Origin of the sequence: Alkalihalophilus lindianensis, from assembly GCF_032843265.1 — a bacterium.
In the GTDB taxonomy this organism is placed as follows: Bacteria; Bacillota; Bacilli; order Bacillales; family Bacillaceae_D; genus Alkalihalophilus; species Alkalihalophilus lindianensis.
In genome coordinates this window covers 1-249 of sequence record NZ_JAWJBA010000754.1, presented here as the reverse complement: position 1 = coordinate 249, position 249 = coordinate 1, and the positions used below count along the sequence as shown (strand labels likewise).

The following is a 249-nucleotide window of genomic DNA, read 5'->3' as shown; positions in this document are numbered from 1 at the left end:
AACAAATTGATCCTTTAAGAGTGCGAAGGCATTTCCTTCAGCTTCAACATCTTCAGCAGAAACGGTTCCTGTTGGATCGAGAAAAAAAGTGAAATCTTCTACGTTCATCGTAATCGGGACTTTAGTTTTTGCTGACAACTGGCCATCTTTTATCGAAAAGGCAGGTACTTCATCTTGAAAAAAGCTTTTCGCAGAATCCAATCCAGAAGATAATGCGGTGCTTAAATAGACAATTGCAGGCAGAACGGA

1 protein-coding gene is annotated in these 249 nt (G+C 40.2%); it reads right to left on the bottom strand.

All coding sequences use genetic code 11. The annotated features are described in order from the left end of the window. Positions 1-249 (bottom strand): DUF1189 family protein (locus tag RYX56_RS24190; protein ID WP_317124361.1); only part of this gene is annotated, 249 nt, incomplete at both ends.